The sequence below is a fragment of the Streptomyces sp. R818 genome, assembly GCF_056172735.1.
Genome location: NZ_JAOCNE010000016.1, coordinates 80,019 through 95,682, shown reverse-complemented (window position 1 = coordinate 95,682; position 15,664 = coordinate 80,019). Strand labels below are relative to the sequence as shown.

The 15,664-nt window shown below is 72.0% G+C and carries 17 protein-coding genes; 11 read left to right on the top strand and 6 right to left on the bottom strand.

The genetic code is table 11. The features are described 5' to 3' along the window. Window positions 1–222: 222 nt before the first annotated feature. Window positions 223–1,482 (top strand): FAD-dependent monooxygenase, encoded by a 1,260-nt coding sequence (locus tag N5I75_RS39025; protein ID WP_476685183.1) that lies wholly within the window; start codon window positions 223–225, stop codon window positions 1,480–1,482. A 19-nt stretch (window positions 1,483–1,501) separates the two neighbouring features. On the opposite strand, the gene N5I75_RS39020 is transcribed toward N5I75_RS39025, so the two are convergent. Next, window positions 1,502–2,065 carry a TetR/AcrR family transcriptional regulator gene (locus N5I75_RS39020; RefSeq protein WP_476685182.1) on the bottom strand — a complete coding sequence of 188 codons (564 nt, stop codon included), beginning with the start codon at window positions 2,063–2,065 and terminating at the stop codon, window positions 1,502–1,504. A 117-nt stretch (window positions 2,066–2,182) separates the two neighbouring features. Between N5I75_RS39020 and N5I75_RS39015 the strand changes: the two genes are divergently transcribed. After that, window positions 2,183–3,658 (top strand): MFS transporter, encoded by a 1,476-nt coding sequence (locus N5I75_RS39015; protein ID WP_476685181.1) that lies wholly within the window; start codon window positions 2,183–2,185, stop codon window positions 3,656–3,658. A 29-nt stretch (window positions 3,659–3,687) separates the two neighbouring features. Here N5I75_RS39015 and N5I75_RS39010 read toward each other — a convergent pair whose 3' ends face one another. The 3 genes from N5I75_RS39010 to N5I75_RS39000 form a co-directional block, all read right to left on the bottom strand. Beyond that, window positions 3,688–6,267 (bottom strand): helicase associated domain-containing protein, encoded by a 2,580-nt coding sequence (locus N5I75_RS39010; RefSeq protein ID WP_476685180.1) that lies wholly within the window; start codon window positions 6,265–6,267, stop codon window positions 3,688–3,690. After that, window positions 6,264–6,761 carry an HD domain-containing protein gene (locus N5I75_RS39005; protein WP_476685179.1) on the bottom strand — a complete coding sequence of 166 codons (498 nt, stop codon included), beginning with the start codon at window positions 6,759–6,761 and terminating at the stop codon, window positions 6,264–6,266. The genes N5I75_RS39010 and N5I75_RS39005 overlap by 4 nt, the downstream gene beginning before the upstream one ends. A gap of 139 nt (window positions 6,762–6,900) precedes the next feature. Further along, on the bottom strand, window positions 6,901–7,821 hold the full coding sequence (locus N5I75_RS39000) for an alpha/beta fold hydrolase (RefSeq protein ID WP_476685178.1): 921 nt from the start codon (window positions 7,819–7,821) through the stop codon (window positions 6,901–6,903). A 236-nt stretch (window positions 7,822–8,057) separates the two neighbouring features. Here N5I75_RS39000 and N5I75_RS38995 point away from each other — a divergent pair, with 236 nt between their 5' ends. Beyond that, complete coding sequence (locus N5I75_RS38995) at window positions 8,058–8,858, top strand: SDR family NAD(P)-dependent oxidoreductase (RefSeq protein ID WP_476685177.1); 801 nt, start codon at window positions 8,058–8,060, stop codon at window positions 8,856–8,858. Window positions 8,859–8,885: 27 nt separating this feature from the next. Here N5I75_RS38995 and N5I75_RS38990 read toward each other — a convergent pair whose 3' ends face one another. Continuing rightward, a complete protein-coding gene (locus N5I75_RS38990) occupies window positions 8,886–9,506 on the bottom strand; it encodes a TetR/AcrR family transcriptional regulator (protein WP_476685176.1) in 621 nt (206 codons plus the stop codon). A 155-nt stretch (window positions 9,507–9,661) separates the two neighbouring features. Between N5I75_RS38990 and N5I75_RS38985 the strand changes: the two genes are divergently transcribed. The 6 genes from N5I75_RS38985 to N5I75_RS38960 all read left to right on the top strand — a co-directional run bounded on the left by N5I75_RS38985 (window position 9,662) and on the right by N5I75_RS38960 (window position 14,136). After that, the gene (locus tag N5I75_RS38985; protein WP_476685175.1) at window positions 9,662–10,174 is read left to right on the top strand and encodes a hypothetical protein; all 513 of its coding nucleotides are present in this window, start codon (window positions 9,662–9,664) and stop codon (window positions 10,172–10,174) included. 143 nt (window positions 10,175–10,317) lie between these two features. Continuing rightward, the gene (locus tag N5I75_RS38980; protein ID WP_476685174.1) at window positions 10,318–10,758 is read left to right on the top strand and encodes an organic hydroperoxide resistance protein; all 441 of its coding nucleotides are present in this window, start codon (window positions 10,318–10,320) and stop codon (window positions 10,756–10,758) included. A gap of 33 nt (window positions 10,759–10,791) precedes the next feature. Next, complete coding sequence (locus N5I75_RS38975; RefSeq protein ID WP_476685173.1) at window positions 10,792–10,956, top strand: hypothetical protein; 165 nt, start codon at window positions 10,792–10,794, stop codon at window positions 10,954–10,956. Window positions 10,957–11,024: 68 nt separating this feature from the next. After that, window positions 11,025–11,693, top strand: coding sequence for a molybdopterin-dependent oxidoreductase (locus N5I75_RS38970; protein ID WP_476685511.1), 669 nt, complete (start codon window positions 11,025–11,027; stop codon window positions 11,691–11,693). Further along, a complete protein-coding gene (locus N5I75_RS38965) occupies window positions 11,641–12,339 on the top strand; it encodes a cytochrome b/b6 domain-containing protein (RefSeq protein ID WP_476685172.1) in 699 nt (232 codons plus the stop codon). Before N5I75_RS38970 ends, N5I75_RS38965 begins: the two co-directional genes overlap by 53 nt. Window positions 12,340–12,507: 168 nt before the next feature. Continuing rightward, window positions 12,508–14,136: a tannase/feruloyl esterase family alpha/beta hydrolase gene (locus N5I75_RS38960; RefSeq protein WP_476685170.1), complete on the top strand. Its 1,629-nt coding sequence runs from the start codon at window positions 12,508–12,510 to the stop codon at window positions 14,134–14,136. Window positions 14,137–14,233: 97 nt separating this feature from the next. Here the strand turns inward: N5I75_RS38960 and N5I75_RS38955 are convergent, their stop codons facing one another. Continuing rightward, window positions 14,234–14,605: a peptidase inhibitor family I36 protein gene (locus N5I75_RS38955; RefSeq protein ID WP_476685169.1), complete on the bottom strand. Its 372-nt coding sequence runs from the start codon at window positions 14,603–14,605 to the stop codon at window positions 14,234–14,236. A 144-nt stretch (window positions 14,606–14,749) separates the two neighbouring features. Between N5I75_RS38955 and N5I75_RS38950 the strand changes: the two genes are divergently transcribed. After that, window positions 14,750–15,178 carry a cupin domain-containing protein gene (locus tag N5I75_RS38950; protein ID WP_476685168.1) on the top strand — a complete coding sequence of 143 codons (429 nt, stop codon included), beginning with the start codon at window positions 14,750–14,752 and terminating at the stop codon, window positions 15,176–15,178. A gap of 56 nt (window positions 15,179–15,234) precedes the next feature. Further along, window positions 15,235–15,603, top strand: a complete 369-nt coding sequence (locus N5I75_RS38945) for a hypothetical protein (RefSeq protein WP_476685167.1) — start codon at window positions 15,235–15,237, stop codon at window positions 15,601–15,603. Window positions 15,604–15,664 lie beyond the last annotated feature (61 nt).

The window sequence follows — 15,664 nt, the reverse complement described above, 5'->3', positions numbered from 1 at the left end:
CCGGGCCGGTGACAGCAGTACGGGAGCCGGAACCGATGACGTCCGTCACGCAAGCGGCGACAGTTGTCAGCCCCGGCCCCGCCGGACGTTGCCGCGCCCCAACGCACCGCCGATGCTCAAGACCTCCCGACCGATGACACCCATGACACCGATGACAGCGGCGACAGGGCGACTGACAGTGCGACGACACGGAAGGCGGTCCCGGACGTGCAGACGGGCGATGTGAGGACAGCGGACGAGACGAAGCGGCGCTCCCCGGACAGCTCGCCGGGCCGGGAGCGGCCGCACATCGCCGTCATCGGCGCGGGCATCGGCGGCCTGACCCTCGCCGGCGCGCTCACCGCGACCGGGACGCCGTACGTGATCCACGAGCAGACCCGCGAACTGGCCGAGGTCGGCGCGGGCGTCCAGCTCTCCCCCAACGCCATCAGGCCCCTGCTCCGCCTCGGCCTCGGCCCCGCGCTCGAGGAGCACGCGGTCCGTATCGAGGCGATGGAGGTACGCGGCTGGAACGGCCGCCCGATCGCCCGCACCCCGCTCGGCAGCGAGTGCGAGCGCATGTTCTCCGCCCCGTACCTGACGATCCACCGCGCCCACCTGCACGAGGCCCTGCTCTCCCTGATCGACCGGGACCGCCTGGGCCTGGGCCGGCGCCTGAACACGCTCGAGGAACGCTCCGGCGACGCGGGCGGCGTCCGGCTCACCTTCGACGACGGCACGGTCTCGGCGGCCGACGTGGTCATCGGCGCGGACGGCATCCACTCCACGGTCCGCGAGGTGCTGCGCCGCGACGAGGCCGTCTTCTCCGGCCTCGGTATTTACCGCGGCCTCGTCCCCGTCGACGCGCTGCCGCCCGCCGCCCGTGAACGCCTGGTCCGTCTCTGGCTCGGCCCCGGCGGCCACTTCGTCTGCTACCCCGTCGCCTCGGGCAGGCTCATCAGCTACGCCGCGACCGTCCCGCTCGACGGCCCGCCGCCGCCCGAGTCCTGGTCGAGGGAGGGCGAACCCGACGCCCTGCGCGCGGCCTTCGGCGACTGGACGGGCCTGGTGTCCGACATCGTCGCGGCGGTGGAGACGACACACCAATGGGCGCTGCACGACCGCGCCCCCCTCAGGACGTGGTCGACGGAGCGCATCACCCTGGTCGGCGACGCCGCCCACCCGATGCTCCCCTTCATGGCCCAGGGCGCCAACCAGGCGATCGAGGACGCGATGGACCTGGCCGCCTGTCTGACCGGTGCTTCCCGCGCGCAGGTCGCTCAGCGACTCGCCCGCTACGAGTCCCTGCGCATGCCCCGCACCGCCGAGATCCAGCGCGGCTCACGGGGCAACGCGGGCGTCCTGCACCTCCCCGACGGCCCGGCCCAGCGCCGCAGGGACGCGCAGATGGCCGTGCACGCGGCGCTGCGCGACCGGGCTCCGCTCTACGCCCATGAGACGGGCCGCAGCGTGGTGCCGCCGGCGGCGTCCGGCGCGGCCTGAACATCTCGGCCGTTTCCGCTCACAGCAGGCGGTCGACCAGCCCGTCGACATACTCCGGGCCGATCTCCACGCCGAACAGGACGCGGATGTACATCGGCGCGAGGACATGGTCCAGGAAGTCGAGCGCGTCGGGCGGCTGTTCGCCCCGTTCGCGGGCGCGGTCGAGCATGGACCGCAGTTGCCGGGTGCGTTCGTCGCGGAGGGCGTCACGCGCCTGGCGGCCCTGGTCGCCGGTTCCGGCCAGGGCGAAGGCCAGACGCAGCAGCGCCAGACCGTCGGGCCCGGTGATCTCCCGGGCCACCTGGGCCGCGTAGGTGCGCAGGTCACCGTCGAGGCTCCCGGTGTCGGGCATCGGCGACCGCGCGTTGAGCCGGGTCAGCGCCACGTCGCTGAGCAGGGCCTCCAGGCTGCCCCACCGGCGGTAGACGCTGGAGTCGGCCACGCCCGCGCGGGCGGCGACCTCGCCGACGGTGAAGTTCCCGTAGCCCCGCTCGTTGATCAGGTCGGTGACTGCCTGGTGGACCTGCGCGCCGACGCGGGCGCTGCGCCCGCCGGGCCGCCGGGCTCGCTGTGGCTCGTTCATGCCCCCACTCTAACGCCTTAACGCAGTTGCAGCTTGCGTTTACGAGCGCACCCTCGTACGGTGCACTAACGCAGTCGACGGCTGCGTTAGTGCGTGTGACCCTCGGGAGGAACCTTCATGGCCGTATCGCCCGCAGCGCCCGCAGCACCCGCAGGCAGTCGGCCCGGCCGGGCCGTACTCCTGACGGTGACGTGCCTCGGCCAGTTCATGGTCCTGCTCGACAACACGATCGTCGGAGCGGCGCTCCCCGAGATGCAGCACCGCCTGGGCACCCAGCTCACGGGCCTGCAATGGATCGTCGACGCCTACGTCCTGCTCGTCGCCATGCTGCTGCTGTCCGGCGGCGTCTTCGCCGACCGGTTCGGCCGCAAGCGGGTCTACCTGACCGGCGTCGCCGTCTTCACCGTCGCCTCGCTCGTGTGCAGCCTCGCGCCCTCGCTCGGCTGGCTCGTCACCGGCCGGGTCCTGCAGGGCATCGGCGCGGCGGCGCTCAGCCCCGCCTCGCTCGCCCTGCTCGCCGCCGCCCACCCCGTACCGAAGGAACGCCTCAAGGCGATCGGGCTGTGGGCCGGACTCAGCGGCATCGGCCTGGCCGCGGGCCCCGTGGCCGGCGGCGTCCTGACGGAGGCGTTCGGCTGGCCCGCCATCTTCCTGGTCAACCTGCCCATCGGCCTGCTCCTGCTGCTGCTCGGCCTGCGCACCCTCGAAGAGACCCGCAACCCGCACGCGCCCGCGATCGACGTCCCCGGCACGGTGCTCTCCGTCCTGGCGGTAGGGGTGCTGACCTACGGCCTGATCGAGGGCGGCGCCCGCGGCTGGACCTCACCGCTGATCCTGGGCACCTTCGCCACCGCGGCGCTCCTGCTCGCCGCCTTCCTCGCGGTCGAGGCACGTCACCCGGCCCCGATGCTGCCGCCGCGGCTGTTCCGGGAGCGCCTGTTCACCGTCTCCAACACCGCCATGATCGTGGTCGGGTTCGCGCTCATGGGCTCCTCGTTCTTCTTCTCCCAGTTCTTCGTGTCCGTCCAGGGCGACTCGATCCTGCGGGCGGGCCTGCAAACCCTGCCGATGTCCCTCGCCATGGTGGCCGTCAGCCCGTACGCGGGCCGGCTCGCCGCCCGGTACGGCTTCCGCGCCGTCGCCACCACCGGCCTGGCCCTGGCCGGCCTCGGCCTCCTCGCACTCGGCACCGTCCACGCCGACACCGGCTACGGCACCGTGTGGTGGCGCCTGGCCGTCGTCGGCACCGGCTTCGCCCTCACCCTCTCCCCGCTGACAGGTGCCGCGATCCAAGCGGTGAGCCCGCAGGAAGGCGGCCTCGCCTCCGGCATCAGCAGCACCACCCGCCAGCTCGGCGCGGTCCTCGGCGTGGCCCTGCTCGGAGCCGTCGTCCGGGCCGAGCAGTCCGGCGGAGCGTCCTTCGGGACGGGCCTCGACAGCGCCTTCCTCACCGCAGGTGCTGTCACCCTGGCCACCGCCGTGTGCACGGGCTTGTGGCTGACGAGGTCCCGCCCGGCACCGGTCCGGAAGCCCACCGCCCCCACCACGGCCGCGACGACCCCGAACGGTGCCCCGGCGAACGGCGGTCGATAACGGCTGCCGGGCCGCGACCGCTCCCGCGACTACCAGCGCATGCCCAACGCATCAAGGTCCCCGCGCCGCCCCGTGCCGAGCTTCCCGGCCCGTCTGCGTACGTTGGCGGTCCACATGCCGAGCGCCACGGGGACCGTGTCGTCGGCGGCGATGCCGCGCCCGGTGGCGGCGGGCCCGGCGAGGCCGACCGGCACCGCCTCGACGTGTTTGCGGGGCACGTTCAGGTGCCCTTCCCGCGCGTGGAACTGCCGGGCGGCGGCGAGGTTGAGGGCCCACTTGTCGTCCTGCGTACGCCGCACCGGCCGCTCGTCCTCCCCGGCGGGCTCGACCCCGAGGACGTTCTCGACGAGCCACCGCTGCGCGGGCAGCAGGTGCTCGAAGCCGTGGCGCTGTGCCTGCGTCCACCGCCCGAGGTCCTCCCCCTGCACGACGACGTCACCCGCCCCCGTCGGCAGACCCCCGCCCGCCCGGACACGCGCCCGCACGAGCCGGAAGCAGCGCTGCCAGGCGGTGTCCCAGACGGGGCACCAGCCGGGGTCGACCGCGTCGAGCTGCTCGCGCCGGGACTCCGGAAGCGCGCCCGCGGCGGACCCGATGGGCTGTCCGGCCGCGCGCCGCTCCGCGATCTCGTCGGCGCGTCTGGCCGCCGCGCGCTGGTTCTTCGCCCACGCCCCGACCGGGTAGCCGTTCCACACGGCGGTCACGGGCGGCAGGAAGTGGCCGTGCTCGGCGGCCCATTCACGGGCCGCGGCAAGCCCCTCCTCCCAGGCCACGTCCCAGTGCGACCACACCATGCCCAGCCCGTCGAGCTCGGCGGCCCGTTCGGCGTCGAGCCGCCCGGCCTTGTGGTTCTTGCGCTGGGTGGCGAGCCACACCCCGAGCGGGAACCCGGCCGGCGACCACGTGGCAGGGGTGACGAAGTCGTACGCCACCCTCAGCCCGCCGCCCCCGGCCTCCTGCACGTACCGGGCCGCGGCCTCGACACCGCGCCGCCAGTACTCCCCTTCCGGTTCGAGGACCCGCAGCCGGACGAACCGCGCCAGCTGCGCCGCGTCCCGGGGCGAGGAGAACTTGAGCAGCTCACGGGCGCGGCTGCTGACCGCCTTCGCCGACGGAGCGCCCTCGCTTGCCGCCGGGTCCTCGTCGCCCTCGTCGACCGAACTGCCGCTGCGCGCGCGGGGATCGGCGAGCGCCTCGATCACCTCGGAGTCGTGCGCACGCAACGCCTCCAGGATCTTCGCCAGGCCGCCGTAGGCCGGGGACGTCAGCATGTCCTCGGGCTCCTCGCCCTCCTCCAGGAAGACGGGCACGATCAGGGAGGCGACCTTCCCCTGCCCGGGGCGCGTCCGCAGAGCCCGCCCGACCGCCTGCACGATGTCGACCATCGACCCGCGCACGTCGCAGAACGCGACCGAGTCCGCGATCGTGTCGACCCCCTCCCCGAGCACCTTCACCGAGGCCAGCACGCGCAGCGCCGCGGGCACCAGGGCGGGGCCGTCACGCCCGTCCCGTTCGACGACGTCGGAGCCGTCATGCCCGTCCCGTTCGACGACGTCGGAGGCGAACTCCGCGAGCACGGCGCGCCGGTGTGCGGGCGGATGCTCGCCGTACAGCCAGGACGCCCACACCCGCTCCGGGTCCGGATACAGCCGCCGGTCCTCCTCCCACAGCCGCCGCGCGACATCCGGGACGCCCGCGGCCATGGCCTCCGCCTCGGCCACCCGCGAGTGGAAGGTCAGGACCTTGCGCAGGTTCTCGCGCGCCGCCGCCGTCACCACACCCGCCTGCAACGCGGCGAGGCGCGCCCCGCGCACCCGCTCCGTCCCCGTACCGAGCCGCGCCCGATGCCCGTACTCCGGATCGCGGATGTCGACGCACACGACCTGGTACGGCGCGACGAGGCCCCGCCCGATCGCCTCCGACAGCGTCAGCCGGTAGGCGACGGGCCCGAAGACCGGGGAGTCCTCGCTCATGCTCGCGACGAGCCGCGCCGACGACCCGCCCGGACCGTTCCCGGCGGCCTGCCACACCCGCGGCGTCGCCGTCATGTACACCCGGCGCGCGGCCGGGATCCGCTGCTGGTCGTGGACCGCGGCCCAGGGCTTGAGCCCGTCGCCGCTGGTGCGGTGCGCCTCGTCCACGACCATGAGGTCGAAGGCGCCGAGCCCAGCGGCGTGAGCCTGTTGCAGCACGCTCACCGACGCGTACGTGGCGAACACGGTCACGCGCCCCAACTCGCTGACCCAGGCGGAGAGTTCGTCCGGATCGGTGGTGCAGGGCACACCCTCGGAGTCCTTGGCCGCCAGCGAGCACACGCCGACCATCGCCCCGGCCCGGCCGCCGTCCCGCCGCCAGGCGTTCGCGGTCTGCACGAGCAGGTCGAGGGTGGGGACGAGGACCAGCACGCGCCGCGCGTCCAGCCTCCGCGCGGTCGCTGCGGCGATGAGCGTCTTGCCGGACCCGGTGGCGGCGATGCACTGACACCGCAGGCCCCCGGCAGGCAGCCGCCCGTCCGAGGGCGCCTCCAGGGCCCGTACGAGCGCGTCGACGGCCTCGACCTGATGGGGCCGCAGCGCCTGTCCTGCGGCGCGCTCGGCGACCGTCGTCATGCGAGTTCACCGAGGAGCGCCGGGTTCACGACGCGCACGATCGCCCCGACGTCCCGCGGATCGGCCGCCGGCCACAGCACACGGCGCGCGGCACGGTACTTGCCCGCGAGCCGCTCGCGCTCGGCGACGGACAGCCGCGCGGCGCGGTCGGGACGGGAGTTGTGCGCGTTGTCCGCGATCTTCACGAGGACGGCCCGAGGGTCGGCGGTGATCCGACGCATCTTCTCCTCGTACTCCGGGCCCGCCTCATTGGTCACCGCCTGGACGATCTCCACGACCCGGGCGGGCACACCGGCATCCACCAGCCCGCCGGCGGTCCAGTCGGTGTCCTCCAGGACGTCGTGCAGCAGCCCGGCCATGACGAGCTCGTCACCGAACGGCGCGAGCCCGGCGGCGACCGCGCGCACATGCTCGACATAGGCGACACCGACTTTGTCGACCTGCCCGGCATGAGCCCGGCCGGCCAGCAGGTCGACGTCATGGACGGACATCATGCTCCGCTCTCCCTCTCCTCAGCCGCACATCGCACGGGATCTCCCGCAATCCTCCCGCAACGGCCCGGCACCCCCACCAGCGGCACACGGCTGAACAGCCGCCCAGTACCTTCCACCCGCGTGAACTGCGGGACCGCCTTCAGGCCCCCGCGGGACCGGTGGCGGTCTCCCGTACGAAGTCCAGGACCGCGGCGCCGAACGTCTCGGGCTCCTCGATGTGGCCCATGTGCCCGCTGTGCTCAAGCACCACGAGACGGGAATCGGGGATCAGTTCGTCGAGCTCCCGCGACCAGCGCGGTCCGCAGATCACGTCGTGCCGGCCCACGATCACCAGGGCCGGCACCGCCAGTCCCTTGAGGGCGGCACGGTCGTCGACGAGGTCGGGGGAGAGGTTCTCGTCGAGTCCGGAGACGTACGTGGCCCGCACCGCGTCACGGAACGGCGCGAACCGCTCCTCGTCGCCCCAGTAGTCCGCGAAGTACGACGGCAGCACGCCCCGGGCGACGGCCACGGTCGAGGCGTCGTCGGTCATGCCGCCCATCGCCGCGAACGCCTCCAGCACAGCGGGCAGTCCGGGATGACCGGCGTGGACGGTGGCGAACTCCCGCACCCTGGCGCTCGCTTCCTCGCCGTGCTCCGGTCCGGTCACCGGCGCGCCCCCGTACAGGATGACGCCCGACAGCCGGCCTGCGCGGTGCAGGGCGTGGTAGGCCGCGACGAAGGCGCCGTGGGAGTGGCCCAGCAGGTGCACGGCGGGCACGCCGAGCCTGCTGATCAGCACGTCCAGGAAGCGGCTGTAGCGGTCCCGGGTGTAACCGTGCGGGTGGGAGGGCAGCCGCCCCGAGCCCCCTGTGCCGATGGGCTCCACGTAGACCATGGTCAGGTGGCGCTCCAGCAGCGGCATCCGCAGGTACTCCCAGAAGATGCCGGGGCCGCCGGAGTGCGCCACACAGACGGGGCCCTCGCCGTGGACGTGGTAGCGCTGGGCGACACCACCGAGCTCGAAGGTGTGGGTACCGGGGGAGAGCGGGCCGGTCTCGGGGCGAGCGAAGGCACTCATGGTGATCTCCGGAGTGTGGGGTGGGTGGGGGTGTGAACCATTCGCCGAGGCTGACGTCGGAGCTGTACGGCGCTGCCGACTCTGGCACACGAGTTCATCACCGGTCAAGGCGGTTACTGACTCCGGTGTGCGTGGCCGCGCCGCATCGGACTTAGAAGTCTACGGACGTATACTTTTGAGATCCGCACAGTTCTCCAGCCGTCACGGCCGGAGAGGCCCGAGCGAAGGACGTGGACATGAACCTGAATCTGACCGGCAAGCGCGCGCTCGTCACGGGATCGAGCGGCGGACTCGGTGAGGCCACGGCGAAGCTGCTCGCGGCCGAAGGCGCCACGGTGCTGATCCACGGCCGGGATAAGGGGCGCGCGGAGAAGGTCGCCGGGGAGGTCCGCGAGGCCGGCGGGGACGCCGCCGTCGTCCTGGGCGACCTGGCCGACGACGACGCGGCCGCCGGGGTCGCCCGGGCGGCCCTGGCCGACGGGCCCGTCGACATCCTCGTCAACAACGCCGGCTTCTACCGGCACCTGTCATGGACGGAAGCGACCCCCGACGAGTGGCGTGACACCTACAACGTCAACGTGGTGTCGGGCGTGCGGATGATCCAGCACCTCGTCCCCGCGATGCGGGAGCGCGGCTGGGGCCGGGTCATCACGATCGGCGGCGGTCTCGCCTCCCAGCCGATGAACACCCATCCGCAGTACAACGCCACCCTGGCCGCCCGGCACAACCTCGCCGTGTCGCTGGCCCGCGACCTGAAGGGCACCGGCGTGACCTCGAACGTGGTCTCGCCCGGGGCGATCCTCGTCGAGGCGACCAGAGAACTCGTCACGCACATCGGTCCCGCCCGCGGCTGGGGCGACACCTGGGAGGAGATCCGGCCAGGCGCCGTCGAGGCGCTCATCCCCAACGACCAGGAGCGCTTCGGCGAGCCCGACGAGATCGCCGGGGCGGTGGCGTATCTGTGCAGTGAGTACGCGCAGTACATCAGCGGCGCCACCATCCGCGTCGACGGCGGGCTGATCCGCTCGGCCTTCTGAACGCCGACAGCCCGGCTGGGGCTAGCCCTAGGCGTCGGCGCCCTCCGGGCCCGCGTCAGGGGCGGCTTCGTCGCCGGCCTCCCCCGTGAGGGGCCGGAGCATGGCCGTGAGCAGTTCCGCGAGGTCGTCGTCGGCGGCCTCGGCGAGCGCGGTGGTGCCGACGGCCGTGCGCAGCAGCCACACCCCGGCGACCAGAGCGAGGCCGAGCTGGGCCCGCACCTCGGCCTCGGGCCCCGGCAGCAGTCCTGCAAGGCGGGCGCCCACATGTGTCTCGATGCCCTGGCGCAGGGCGTCCGTCGCCTCGGGGTCCGGCGCCGAGCGCAGCATCAGCAGGAACGGGTCGAGACGCCCGGCCCCGGGCCCGGTGCGCTCGGCGAGGGTGTGCGCCAACGCCTGCGACAAGTCGTGGCGTTCGTCGCCCACCACGGTCGGCGGCCCGAAGGCCCGGTCCACCGCCTGGGCGAACAGCCGGTCCTTGGAGCCGAAGTAGCGGTTGATCATCATGGCCGTCACCCCCGCCCGTTCGGCGATCTGCCGCACCCCGGCCCGCGCATAGCCGTGCTCCGTGAACTCGACCACCGCCGCGGCGAGGATCGCCTCGCGCGTCGCGGCGCCGTCACGTTTGCGGGGAGGTCGCGCAGCATCCATGCACAGCAGCATAGGTCCATCGACCGGTGTGACCCAGGACCTCGGCGAGACACGTATTCTGACCTCACACCTACGCCGCTCCGCCCCACACCTATGTGTCTGTGCACGTCGGGTGCCGCGGCCGGTGACCACCCAGGTATGGAGGGAAGACAGACATGACGAGGTACGACTCGCCGCACCGGCCATGGCCCGACCGCCCCGTGGACGCCCCGGCACCGTCCCGGAGGCGCCCCCGGGGCGGCGACAGGGCCGTCGACAGGGCCGTCGACAGGGCGGGAAGGCCCGTTCTCACCCTGGTGCCGGGGTCCGCGGCCGACCGGACCCCCGTCGCACTGTCCACCCTGACGCGGGCACCGATGCCGGCCGATGTCCGCGGTGCGCTCGTGACACCCGGGCGCGGCGGCCGGCTCATGGCGGTCTGGGCGCCGCTGAGCGGGCCGTTCTCCCTGCCGCAGGGCCGGATCCTGCTCTCCTGGACGCCCGCGATCGGGGGATGCGCCGATGTCACGGCCCAGTTGGGCCGCGCGGAGGGCCGGACGCTGCTGGCGGTCTGGCCCGGGCTGCGCGGCGAGTGGTCCGCTGTCGTGCAGCCCACTGTCGTGCAGGTGACCGAACTGTACGACGCACTCCGTCCCCTGGACGGCCGCGCACATACACAGCAACTGTAGTAACTGTCTTGACAGGTGACGCATGGGTCGACATGATTTCAACACCACCCCGACCGGTGACTCTGGTGACACGAACGGAGCGCGGCGGGGGGTTGGTTGAGGTCGATGAGCATTCGACTCGGATCCGGACAGGGAGCACAGTCATGGCAGTCAGCTACACCGCCGTTGTCGATGTCGACGGAGAAGGCCGCAACGGAGGACACGTCCGTTCTTCCGACGGCCTCCTGGAGACCCACCTCGCCCTTCCGAAGGAGCTCGGCGGCGCCGGCACCGCGACCAACCCCGAGCAGCTGCTCGCCGCCGGCTGGGCCGCCTGCTTCCTCGGCGCCCTGCGCCGGGCCGCCGCCTCCCGCAAGATCCGGCTGACCAGCACCGCCATCACCGCCGAGATCACCCTGACGCACGGCGACGACGGAGAGTTCTCCCTCTCCGCGGTCCTCAACCCGGTCCTCGGCGGCGTCGACCGGGCCACGGCCCGGGAACTCGCCCAGGCCGCCCACCAGATCTGCCCGTACTCCAAGGCCCTGCGCGGCAACATCCCCGTCACCATCAACGCCGACGCCGCCACCGGCATCGCCGCCTGAGCGGGAGACCGACCCGAGGAGCGGGAGCACGACATGGCTACGCACAGGGACGGCACCGGGCCCGAAGAACACGCCTGGCCGACGGACGCACAGATGTGGAACTGGGCGCGGAGCGCGGTGCTGTTCGGCTACGGGCCGACCGCCTCGGACTTCCTGCCCCGTACGCCAGGTCGACTCACCGAAAGCGAGGAGCGCTGACCATGGCGGAGACACCGCGACAGCAGGCCGACGGAGCAGCCGAAGGCCCACCTGTGGGGCGGCGCGCGATGCTGGCCACGCTCGCCGCCGGGGCCGCGGGGCTCGCCGCCGCGCCCTGGCTCCAGCGGGGCTGGGAGGGGTTCCTCGGCGCGGCCTCGCAGCTCGACCCGACCGGCGCGACCGGACTGCTGCCCAATCCCGGCGGCTTCCGGTACTACAGCGTCGTCGGCTCCGTACCGCACAAGGACGAGACGGACTACCGGCTCCGGGTCACCGGCCTGGTGGACCGGCCCAGGGACTACACCCTCGGCCAGTTGCGCGCGCTGCCGCAGACCCGGGTCGTGCACGACGTCGTCTGCACGGACGGATGGCGGGTGGAGAAGACACCTTTCGACGGGGTGAGACTCGCCGACATCCTCGACGACGCCGGGGTGCGCTCGGCGGGCGCGGCGATCCGCTTCACCTGTTTCGACGGGGCCTACAGCGAGAGCCTCACCCTGGAACAGGCCCGCCGCTCCGACGTCATGGTCGCGCTGAAGATGCAGGACAAACCCATCAGCCACGCGCACGGCGGCCCCGTCCGCCTCTACGTGGCACCCATGTACTTCTACAAGTCGGCCAAGTGGCTGTCCGGCATCTCGGTCACCGACAAGGTCGTCCCCGGCTACTGGGAGGAGCGCGGCTATGCGGTCGACGGCTGGCTCGACGACGCCGACCGGCGCAGCGACGCGCCCTGAACCGTCCGGCAGGGTCCGCCGGTTCAGCCCCGCCGAGCGCTGGATCCACCGGACCACCGGCTGGCTGATGCTGGTGTGCCTGGCCACCGCCGCCTGCCTCTACCTCGGGCCGCTGGCCCAACTCGTCGGCCGCCGGCACCTGATGGTCACCCTGCACCAATGGTCCGGCATCGCGCTGCCGCTGCCGTTCCTGCTCGGGCTCCTCTCGCCCGCCTTCCGCGCCGACCTGCGCCGCATCAACCGCTTCGCGCCGTACGACCGCCAGTGGCTGCGCGCCGTCCGGCAACGCCGCACCTCGCCGGGGGCGCGCCCGGCCGGGAAGTTCAACGCGGGGCAGAAGCTCTACGCGGGCTGGATCGCCGGCGCCGTGCTGGTCATGCTGTTCACCGGTCTGCTGATGTGGTGCACGGGGCTGCTGCCCTTCCTCTCCCGCACCAGTGCGATCTTCGTCCACGATGTGCTGGCCTGGGCGATCACCCTCGTCGTCCTGGGACATGTGCGCATGGCGCGCCAGGACCCGGAGGCACGGCTCGGTATGCGTACCGGACATGTCAGCAAGGCCTGGGTGCGGCGGCACCATGCGAAGTGGCCGCGCGAGGAACATGCGGAGGCGTCGCCGAGCGCCGATGTCCGTCGAATGACCTAAGCGTCAACTCCGCCGACCGAGCCGTCAATTGACTGTTGTTGCGCCATGGGCTCATGGACACAGTTGTCACAGGGCGGCGACGCACGCGCCCCGAACTCCCGACACGTCATGTGACGTGCACACGTGTGCCGCTGCAGAAGGCACACACCTACTCCTTGGATGGAACATATGAAGAAGGCTCTGACGGCACTCGCGGCAGGTGTGCCGCTGGTCGCGGCGGCGGTATGGCTGCCGACCGCCTCGGCGGACGAGACGCGCGGCACCGCCACCGCCGCCGCCACCACCGCCGCCTGCGCGGCGCCGACCGTGAAGGCTCCGGCCGGTACGAAGGTGGAGTCCGTGACCGCGGTCCGCCAGGCCGGCGGCACCATCCAGGGCACCGGGCTGCTCGGCGGCGAGGTCTCGGGCGTTCCCGCCTTCTGCCAGGTGACGGTCACCCTCACCCACCCGGGAGAGGGCGATCACGCCAAGGTGCAGACCTGGCTGCCCGAGCAGCAGTGGAACGGCCGGTTCCAGGCGATCGGCGGCAGCGCCTTCAGCGCCGCCGACAACGGTGTCGGCCTGGGTACCGCGGTGAAGAACGGTTACGCGGCGATGACCACGGACGCCGGGGTCGGCGACGTCCTCGACACGAGCTGGGTGCTCGACGCCGGGGGCCGGGTCAACCGCACGGCGCTGAAGAACTTCGCCTCCCGTTCCCAGCACGAGGCCGCGGCCGTCGGCAAGGCGGTCGTGAACGGCGTCTACGGCAGGCGTGCCGCCTACTCCTACTTCACCGGCTGCTCCACCGGCGGCCGCCAGGGCTACATGGAGGCCCAGGCGTACCCGGACGACTACGACGGCATCCTCGCGAACGCGCCCGCCATCAACTGGGACGAGTACGAGGTCGCCACCCTGTGGCCGCAGGTGGTCCTGAACAACGAGAAGAGGTACCCGACCGACTGCGAGCTGAAGGCGTTCACCGACGCCGCCGTCAAGGCCTGCGACAAGCTCGACGGCGTCAAGGACGGCCTGGTCAACGACGCCTCCCGGTGCGACTTCGACCCGCGCCGCCTGATCGGCACCAAGGTCGAGTGCGCGGGCGAGGAGCTGACCGTCACCGCGGCGGACGCGGCCGTGGTCCGCAAGATCTGGGACGGCCCCCGCACCCCCTCGGGCAAGAAGCTCTGGGCGGGCGTGCCGGTCGGGGCCGACCTGGCGGGCCTGGCGCACTCCGAGCCCGACAAGAGCGACGGCGTCGTGAAGGGTGTGCCCTTCCCGGTCCCCGCCGCCTGGGTCCGGCTCTTCCTGGAGAAGGATCCGTCCTTCGACCTCACGAAGATCACCTACAGCGACTTCACGAAGCTGTTCAGGCAGTCCCAGGCCGAGTACGACGAGGTCATCGGCACCGACGACCCGGATCTGTCGGACTTCCGCACATCCGGCGGCAAGCTGATCACCTGGCAGGGCGACACCGACCAGTTCATCCCCGCCCAGGGCACCGTGCGCTACCACCGGCAGGTCGAGCGTGAACTGGGCGGCGCCGGGCGCGTCGACGACTTCTACCGTGTCTTCCTCGCCCCGAACACCGACCACTGCGGCCTCAACGGCCAGGACGGTTCGGCCGACGGCCTCGCTGCGCTGACCGCCTGGGTCGAGCACGGCAAGGCACCCAGGACCCTGCCCGCCACGCTGGTCGACACCGACGGCGAGACGGTCGCACACGACCTGTGCGCCTACCCCGCGGTGTCCCACTACAAGGGCCACGGCGACCCCGCCCTCGCCACCAGCTTCCGCTGCGTCTCCCCCCGTCACTGACCCGTCCGGCGACGACCTCCCTACGCGTACGACAACGCCCCGGCCCGCGCTTCCCGAAGGCGCGGGCCGGGGCGTTCTCGTACGCCGTGCGCGATCGTCAGCAGCCGTTGTGCTTGACCGAGCTGATCCGGTCGTTCCAGTAGGGGTTGGGGTTTCTCATGTCGACGATCGACGTGTGCGGGGCGATCTCGAAGTGGTCACCGCCGAAGTTGTTGTCGGCGTACAGGCAGAACGGGGTGCCGGTGAAGTTCTGTATGGACGACACCTTGTCCTGCAGGCTGAAGCCCGACAGGTTCTCGGTGTCCTGCCAGTAGCCCAGGCAGCCGTTGCCGCCGCTGTAGTTGACGTTGTCCCAGAGCACGAGCGCGCCGTCGCAGGACGCGGCGGGGGCCGCGGTCGCCGGTGTGACGGCGAGGGCCAGCGCGCCTGCCGCGCCGACGGCCAGTGCGGTGATGGTTCGCAGAAGCATGGTCATCCCATCCGATCGAGGTGTGCACACATGTGGCTGAGTGTGTGTCTTGTGTGTCTCGCCGAGCATAGATATGTTGGCGGAGCCGAAGATACACGTATCGCGCCAGCCCGGCTGGCTCCTGACACCTTTTCGGGAGAACCCGTGACGATCGATCGACGCTCTCTTCTCCGTACCAGCGGTGTCGCGGCGGCCGGCGCCCTCGGGGTCGCCGCCCTTTCCTCGACCGCCCACGCCGCCGACTCCGGTCCGACCGACGGTGTGACCAGGACTCTGCTGCAGGAACACCCGTCCCCGGCCGAGGGGTGGGAGACGGTGCAGACGCTGGTGCAGATCCCCCGGCACAAGGAGTCCGGCCGGCACAGCCACCCCGGAGTGGAGGTCGGCTACATCGTGCGCGGTGACGTCCTCATGAAGTTCGACGACAGGCCGCCGATCCGGCTGCGCACGGGCGACCCGTTCTTCATCCCGTCCGGGACCGTCCACAACGCCGTCAACGTCGGGAAGGTGACGACGATGATGCTCTCCACGTATGTCGTCGACGAGGACGAGCCGCTGGTGACGACGTATTGACCGACATCCAGCACACACCTGAAACAAACCCATTCCATCTGCGTGAAGGAGCTGCAATGAAGCTGACGAAGAAGGCCATGGCGAGTGCCGGTGTCGCGATGGCAGCGGGCGCGCTCGTCGCGGCCGTGACGACGGTCCCCGCGTCGGCCGCCCCCGCCGCGGGCACCCTCAAGCTGTGCGAGGACTCCTACAACTCGTCGAACCGCTGCGACTACGAATCCTGGGCCTTCCCGAACCTGACCAACGGCAGCGACGGGAATTTCCAGGACAGGGTCTCCTACATCAGCAACTACTCGGGGCAGACCTGGTGCCTCTTCACCGACAACAACTACGGCGGCATCCAGGGCGTGTTCCAGAACAACTACACCTGGAACACGCTGAGTTACCCCTACAACGACTCCATCTCCTCCGGCCGCCCCTGCTGACCCGGGGCTGTCCACGGCGGGCCGCCGCTCGTTCACGAGCGGCGGCCCGCCCCCTTCCTCC

What these genes read in the sequence shown, in the direction of transcription:
- N5I75_RS39020 (WP_476685182.1), bottom strand. Translation starts at nt 2,065, where the DNA reads ATGAACGAGCCACAGCGAGCCCGGCGGCCCGGCGGGCGCAGCGCCCGC.
- N5I75_RS39015 (WP_476685181.1), top strand. Translation starts at nt 2,183, where the DNA reads ATGGCCGTATCGCCCGCAGCGCCCGCAGCACCCGCAGGCAGTCGGCCC.
- N5I75_RS39010 (WP_476685180.1), bottom strand. Translation starts at nt 6,267, where the DNA reads ATGACGACGGTCGCCGAGCGCGCCGCAGGACAGGCGCTGCGGCCCCAT.
- N5I75_RS39005 (WP_476685179.1), bottom strand. Translation starts at nt 6,761, where the DNA reads ATGATGTCCGTCCATGACGTCGACCTGCTGGCCGGCCGGGCTCATGCC.
- N5I75_RS39000 (WP_476685178.1), bottom strand. Translation starts at nt 7,821, where the DNA reads ATGAGTGCCTTCGCTCGCCCCGAGACCGGCCCGCTCTCCCCCGGTACC.
- N5I75_RS38995 (WP_476685177.1), top strand. Translation starts at nt 8,058, where the DNA reads ATGAACCTGAATCTGACCGGCAAGCGCGCGCTCGTCACGGGATCGAGC.
- N5I75_RS38990 (WP_476685176.1), bottom strand. Translation starts at nt 9,506, where the DNA reads ATGGATGCTGCGCGACCTCCCCGCAAACGTGACGGCGCCGCGACGCGC.
- N5I75_RS38985 (WP_476685175.1), top strand. Translation starts at nt 9,662, where the DNA reads ATGACGAGGTACGACTCGCCGCACCGGCCATGGCCCGACCGCCCCGTG.
- N5I75_RS38980 (WP_476685174.1), top strand. Translation starts at nt 10,318, where the DNA reads ATGGCAGTCAGCTACACCGCCGTTGTCGATGTCGACGGAGAAGGCCGC.
- N5I75_RS38975 (WP_476685173.1), top strand. Translation starts at nt 10,792, where the DNA reads ATGGCTACGCACAGGGACGGCACCGGGCCCGAAGAACACGCCTGGCCG.
- N5I75_RS38970 (WP_476685511.1), top strand. Translation starts at nt 11,025, where the DNA reads ATGCTGGCCACGCTCGCCGCCGGGGCCGCGGGGCTCGCCGCCGCGCCC.
- N5I75_RS38965 (WP_476685172.1), top strand. Translation starts at nt 11,641, where the DNA reads ATGCGGTCGACGGCTGGCTCGACGACGCCGACCGGCGCAGCGACGCGC.
- N5I75_RS38960 (WP_476685170.1), top strand. Translation starts at nt 12,508, where the DNA reads ATGAAGAAGGCTCTGACGGCACTCGCGGCAGGTGTGCCGCTGGTCGCG.
- N5I75_RS38955 (WP_476685169.1), bottom strand. Translation starts at nt 14,605, where the DNA reads ATGCTTCTGCGAACCATCACCGCACTGGCCGTCGGCGCGGCAGGCGCG.
- N5I75_RS38945 (WP_476685167.1), top strand. Translation starts at nt 15,235, where the DNA reads ATGAAGCTGACGAAGAAGGCCATGGCGAGTGCCGGTGTCGCGATGGCA.